Raw genomic sequence first — 5425 nt, forward strand, 5'->3', positions numbered from 1 at the left:
AGTCGCCCAACAGCCACGGGCGCCACGCCGCCGGCAGCTCAACCGGCCCCATCGCCTCGGGATCGAAGGCGTCGGTGAACTGGCTGACCAGCAGGTGTTGCAGGCGCTCGGCCTCGGGCAGCTCGTTACTGGCCTGCGCCAGCTGCCCTGCCAGGTCGGCCGTGGTGATCGCCACCCGGGCGCCGGAATCGCGGATGTAGTGCTGGAGCTCCTCGGGCAGGTTCATCGGGTTGACCGGCACCACCACGGCGTTGGCGCGCAGGATCGCATAGTGCGCAGTCACCAGCTGCGGGGTGTTCTGGGCGAGCAGCAGCACCCGGTCGCCCTTGCGCACGCCGATGCCGTACAGCCAGGCGGCCAGGCGCTCGGTCGCGTCGCACAGCTCCCGATAGCTCGTGTCGCGCCCCATGAACACCAGCGCCGTCTTGGCGGGGTAGCGGCGCGCGCTGACTTCCAGGTTCTCCCACACGCTGGTGGCGGGCACGGTGATGGCATGGGGCAGGCGCTCGGGCCAGACGGCATGGTGCAAGGGTGTGGACATGGCAGCAGGTAGGAGGGCATGCGACAGAGCGCGCACGCCAGGCTTCGACGAAGGAACGAGGAACAACGAACAGGCAAGGCTAATCCTCCCGGCCCGCGGATCCATCCGGGTCGCCCCGGAGATCCCGTCACCTGCGCGACGCCCGGCAGCCTCCGGCGCGGGCGGCTATGCTCGAATCCTTTTGCCTCTTCCCGCGGGAGGCGCTGCAGCAACCCTGCGCGGGCGACGCCCCCCGCCCATCCCCGCCCTTTCTCCATGGTCTTTCTCGCTTCGCTGATCATTCCGCTGCTCGCCCTGTGGCTGTGGTGGCCCGTGGCGGGCCTGTCCCGCGGCGCGCGTGCACTGGCGGCGCTCGCCACGGCGCTGCTGGGCTGTTCGCCGGCGCTGCTGCTGCAGTGGCTGCAGTCGGGCCGCATCGACTACACCACGATCGCCTACCTGCAGGTGCCCAGCGGCTGGCTGCTCGCAACGCTGGGCGCCCTGCTGCCCTACATGGTGCTGCGCGACCTGGGCTGGGCGCTGGCGCGGCTTGCCGGCTCCGCGACCTGGGCGCGCCGGCTGCACGGTCGGCGCCTGGCGCTGCTGGCGCTGCTTGCCGCCCTGCTCGTGACAGGCTACGGCACCTGGGCCGGGTTGCAGCCGCCGCAGGTGCGGGAGCGGACCATCGTCCTGCCGCGCCTGCCCGCCCAGCTCGACGGGCTGCGCGTGGCCGTGCTGGCCGACCTGCACGCCAGCCCCGTGAACGACGCACGCTACCTGGAGACCGTGGTCGAGCGCAGCAACGGCGCGCGCCCGGACCTGGTGCTGCTGCCCGGCGACATGGTCGACGGCGAGGTCGCGGTCACCGGGCCGCAGCTCGAACCGCTGGCGCGCCTGCAGGCGCCACACGGCGTCTGGCTGGCGCCGGGCAACCACGAGTACTACAGCGGCTACGACGCCTGGATGGCGGAGTTCGCACGGCGTGGCCTGTCGGTGCTGCAGAACCAGACCCGCGTGCTGGACATCGGCGGCGCCCGGCTGGCGCTGTCGGGCATCGGCGACCCGGTCCACGGCCGCACCTCCACCCACAACACCGACCCCAGCGTTCCCGAGGGCGTGCCCCCGGACGTGCAGGCGGTCGCCCGGCAGGCGGCGGCGGCCGGTGCACAGTTCCACATCCTGATGGCGCACCAGCCCCGCTTCGCCCGCGACAATGCCGCCCATGGCATCGACCTGCAGATCTCCGGCCACACCCATGGCGGCCACATCCGCGGCATGGACCAATGGCTCGTCGCCGCCTTCAACGGCGGCTTCGTGCGCGGCCTCTACGACGTCGGCCCGATGCGCCTGTTCGTGACCAGCGGCGCAGGCCTGTGGGCGGGCTTTCCGGTGCGCCTGGGCGTGCCGCCGCACATCGACATCCTGCGCCTGCAGCGCGCGCCCTCGCCTTCCGCCCCGCACACACCATGACCACTCCCTCCGCCGCTTCCTCCCCAGCCTCGCTGGAGCGCCGCAACCTCGGGCTGCTGGTGGCGGCGCAATCGCTGGGTGGCGCCTCGCCGCCCATCATCATCTCGCTGGGCGGGCTGGTCGGGCAGATGCTCTCGTCCACCCCCACTGCCTCGACCCTGCCGGTGAGCCTCTACCAGCTCGGGCTGGCGCTGTCCACGCTGCCTGCCGCCTGGCTGATGCAGCGCATCGGCCGCCGCATGGCCTACGCGCTGGGGGCGCTCATGGGCATGCTCTCGGGGCTGGTGGCCGCGTGGGGCATCGCGCGCTCGGACTTCGTGCTGTTCTGCCTGGGCACGACGCTGGCCGGCTTCTACGGCGCCTGCGTGCAGAGCTACCGCTTTGCCGCCACCGACGCCGTGGCCGACACCGCGCACCAGGCCAAGGCCATCTCGCGCGTCATGGTCGGTGGCCTGGTCGCTGCCATCATCGGCCCGCAGGTCGTGATCTGGACGCGCGACGCGCTGCCCGCCACGCCCTTCGCCGGCAGCTTCTACAGCCAGGCCGCGCTGGCGCTGCTGGCGCTGCCGCTGTTGCTGGCGCTGCGCCTGCCGGCCATGCCGCGCAAGGTCGAGGGGCACGGCCGGCCCCTGGCCGAGATCGCGCGCACGCCGCAATTCATCATTGCCGCCACCGCCGGCGTGGTGAGCTATGGCCTGATGGCCTTCCTGATGACGGCCGCGCCGATGGCCATGGTCGGCCACGGCCACGGGGTCGGCGAGGCGGCGCTGGGCATCCAGTGGCACGTGCTGGCGATGTTCGGCCCGAGCTTCTTCACCGGCCACCTGATCGCCCGCTTCGGCAAGCGCGCCGTCACGGCGCTCGGATTGGTGCTGATCGCGGCCTCCGGCGTCCTGGCCCTGCTCGGCCTCGGGTTGCTGCATTTCTGGGGCGCGCTGGTGCTGCTGGGGGTGGGCTGGAACTTCGGCTTCATCGGCGCCACCGCCCTGCTGACCGAGTGCTACCGGCCCGCCGAGCGCGCCAAGGTGCAGGCGCTCAATGATTTCCTGGTGTTCGGCACGGTGGCCGTCGCCTCCTTTGGCTCCGGCCAGCTGCTGCACACGGTCGGCTGGAACGGCATCAACGTCGGCATGCTGCCGCTGGTCGCCGTGGCGCTGGCGCTGCTGGCCGCTGGCGCCCTGCGCGAGCGCCGCGCCCGGGCGGGCGCATGAACCAGGGAGCGAATGCCATGCAATCGGCCCGTGAAGAGTGGTTCGACGAAGCCTACTACCAGCGTTACTACCTCGACCCGCGCACGCGCGTCACCGACCCGCAGCACCTGGCGCGCCTCGCCGCCTTCGTCTTCAGCTACCTGCAGTACCTGCGCCAGCCGGTGGCGCGCGTGCTGGACCTGGGCTGCGGCGTAGGCCTGTGGCAGCCGCTGGTGGCCCAACACCAGCCTGGCGCCCGCTACCACGGCGTGGAATACAGCGCCTATCTGTGTGAACGCTACGGCTGGGAGCAGGGCTCGGCGGTCGATTACCGGGCGGACGAGCCCTTCGATCTCGTCATCTGCCAGGGCGTGCTGCCGTATCTTGCGCCGCGCGACCTGAAGGCGGCGCTCGCCAACCTGGGCCGGCTGTGCCGTGGGGCGCTCTACCTGGAGGCCGTCACGCGCGAGGACTACGAGCGCGGCAGCATCGACGAGGAACTCACCGACCCGCGCCTGCACCGCCACCGCGCCCAGCTCTACCGCCGCGGCCTGGCGCCGAACTTCCTGAACCTGGGCGGCGGGCTGTGGCTGAGCCGCCAGGCGCAGGTGCCGGTGTTCGCGCTGGAGACGCTGGACGACTGAAACGTCCGGACCCTTTCAGCGCCGCATCTGCAGCGCCCCCGGGTTGACGATGTTGGTGGGCGTGCCGCGGATGAAGTTCACCACGTTGTCGAAGGCGGCGCCGAAGTACAGCTCGTAGCTCTCCTGCTCCACGTAGCCGATGTGCGGCGTGCACACGCAGTTCTCCAGCCGCAGCAGCGCATGGCCCTGCAGGATCGGCTCGGTCTCGAACACGTCGACCGCCGCCATGCCGGGGCGGCCCCGGTTGAGCGCGGCGATCAGCACATCGGGCTGCAGCAGCTCGGCGCGCGAGGTGTTGACGAACAGCGCCGTCGGCTTCATCGACGACAAGTCCTCCAGCGAGATCAGGCCGCGCGTGGCGTCCGTGAGGCGCAGGTGCAGCGATAGCACGTCGCAGCTCGCGAAGAACTCCGCGCGCGAGCGTGCGACCTGCAGCCCATCCGCCAGCGCCTGGACGCGCGAGGCCTCGCTGCCCCAGACCACCACCTCCATCCCGAAGGCGCGGCCATAGCCGGCGACGAGCTTGCCGATGCGCCCGTAGCCCCAGATGCCCAGCACCTTGCCGCGCAGCACCATGCCGATGCCGAAATTCGGCGGCATCGACGCGGCCCGCAGGCCCGACTGCTGCCAGGCGCCGTGCTTGAGGTTGGCGATGTACTGCGGCAGCCGGCGCATCGCCGTCATGATCAACGCCCAGGTCAGCTCGGCCGGTGCCACCGGCGAGCCCACCCCTTCGGCCACCGCGATGCCGCGCTCGGTGCAGGCCGGGATGTCGATGTGGTCGCCCACGGGGCCGGTCTGCGCCACGAAGCGCAGGCGCGGCAACTTGTCGAGCAGCTGGCGCGTGAGGTGCGTGCGGTCGCGGTTGAGCACCAGGATGTCAGCGTCGCGCAGCCGCACCGCCAGCTGACCCAGCCCCTTGACGTTGTTGGTATAGACCTTGGCGGAGTAGCCGTCGAGCCGGCTGGCGCAGCGCAGCTTGCGCACTGCGTCTTGGTAGTCGTCGAGGATGACGATGTTCATCGTGTTCACGGCCGCCATTGTCTCCAACCTGCCGCCGCGCGCGGCTCCGGAAGATGAAAGCGGGTGTATTTTGCCGGCTTGGAAGAGCGCAACGCCCGTGGTCGGGGCGATGCGTGTAGCCCTTTCCTACGTTCGCATCGGCGTCGCCAAAGGCGCCATCGAGGCCCTGTTGGTGGCTCCCACGCGCAACAGCTATTGAAACCGGAGCTGGCTGGGCCACTTGAGCGATAGCTGGGGGACGCCTTCCCGGACGTGGACGGTGCCCAGCACGCAGACCTCGCGCCCCACGAGGCCTTCGGACAGCGCACGGCCGAACCGGTCGCGGTCCGCGCCCCACACGACCGCGGATACCCGGTTCCGGTTCGGGTACTTGGCGCCGATGTTGATCCAGGTGGGGGCGCCCTTGCCCTGGGGCATGGGCCGGTATTCGGCAACGACGCCGCGCAGCGCCACGCGCTGGCCGTCGTGTTGCCTGGCCTGGCGCCAGTCGATCGGCGCGTAGCACGACGCCGAGGCAACGGTTTTCTGCGGGGCCGGGGCGCGCGCAGGCGGGGGCGGAGCAGGCGCTGCGGCGGCCG

The 5425-nt window shown here is 71.3% G+C and carries 6 protein-coding genes and 1 pseudogene; 4 read left to right on the plus strand and 3 right to left on the minus strand.

Going from position 1 to position 5425, the window contains the following annotated elements; genetic code table 11:
• A partial coding sequence (locus tag A612_RS11475; RefSeq protein ID WP_141630354.1) for an AMP-binding protein occupies positions 1-541 on the minus strand: 541 nt, incomplete at its 3' end.
• A gap of 255 nt (positions 542-796) precedes the next feature.
• Here A612_RS11475 and A612_RS11480 point away from each other — a divergent pair.
• From A612_RS11480 to A612_RS11490, 3 genes are read left to right on the plus strand one after another with little or no spacing between them, the layout of a single operon-like run.
• A complete protein-coding gene (locus A612_RS11480; protein ID WP_019374621.1) occupies positions 797-1990 on the plus strand; it encodes a metallophosphoesterase in 1194 nt (397 codons plus the stop codon).
• Positions 1987-3201 carry an MFS transporter gene (locus tag A612_RS11485; RefSeq protein WP_019374622.1) on the plus strand — a complete coding sequence of 405 codons (1215 nt, stop codon included), beginning with the start codon at positions 1987-1989 and terminating at the stop codon, positions 3199-3201. Before A612_RS11480 ends, A612_RS11485 begins: the two co-directional genes overlap by 4 nt.
• Positions 3202-3218: 17 nt before the next feature.
• Positions 3219-3824, plus strand: a complete 606-nt coding sequence (locus A612_RS11490; protein ID WP_019374623.1) for a class I SAM-dependent methyltransferase — start codon at positions 3219-3221, stop codon at positions 3822-3824.
• Between the two features lie 15 nt (positions 3825-3839).
• Here A612_RS11490 and A612_RS11495 read toward each other — a convergent pair whose 3' ends face one another.
• On the minus strand, positions 3840-4847 hold the full coding sequence (locus A612_RS11495; protein ID WP_040436712.1) for a D-2-hydroxyacid dehydrogenase family protein: 1008 nt from the start codon (positions 4845-4847) through the stop codon (positions 3840-3842).
• On the opposite strand from A612_RS11495, the gene A612_RS17130 reads away from it, so the two are divergent.
• Positions 4840-5046, plus strand: a complete 207-nt coding sequence (locus A612_RS17130) for a hypothetical protein (RefSeq protein WP_141630355.1) — start codon at positions 4840-4842, stop codon at positions 5044-5046. The two genes, A612_RS11495 and A612_RS17130, sit on opposite strands and share 8 nt — an antisense overlap.
• Here A612_RS17130 and A612_RS11500 read toward each other — a convergent pair.
• A pseudogene (locus A612_RS11500) lies at positions 5040-5425 on the minus strand (hypothetical protein); the annotation flags it as partial. The gene A612_RS17130 and the pseudogene A612_RS11500 sit on opposite strands and share 7 nt — an antisense overlap.

Origin of the sequence: Melaminivora alkalimesophila (assembly GCF_000282995.1) — a bacterium.
Lineage (GTDB): Bacteria > Pseudomonadota > Gammaproteobacteria > Burkholderiales > Burkholderiaceae_C > Melaminivora > Melaminivora alkalimesophila.